We start from the raw sequence: 235 nt of genomic DNA, 5'->3' as shown, positions 1-235 counted from the left end.
ATAGAAAAGTCGGTAACGCCTCCTGCACTTGAAGCCACACTAAAATCAGAAGCGTTGTAGTTAAAAATACCTTGGCGCTGAGCTATTTGGTCAACTAAAGATGCATTATCTACAGCCTGAAATTGCTGCTCTGAGTATGCATCTGCTGTGCTATCATCTTCTATAATGGTGTTGTTTGTTGAGGCTGTTTGAGTTTGCTCTGTTTCTTCACTTTCGCTATTAGGCTCAATAGTTG

At 40.9% G+C, this 235-nt stretch carries 1 protein-coding gene; it reads right to left on the bottom strand.

Annotated elements, in window-relative coordinates:
• Positions 1-235, bottom strand: a 235-nt coding sequence (locus SB756_RS35480; RefSeq protein ID WP_410913934.1) for a hypothetical protein, incomplete at both ends; no start/stop codon positions are given.

Origin of the sequence: Pseudomonas sp. SIMBA_068, assembly GCF_046534705.1 — a bacterium.
Lineage (GTDB): Bacteria > Pseudomonadota > Gammaproteobacteria > Pseudomonadales > Pseudomonadaceae > Aquipseudomonas > Aquipseudomonas putida.
The sequence above is the reverse complement of the archived record's forward strand: the minus strand, read 5'-3'. Positions and strand labels throughout refer to the sequence as shown.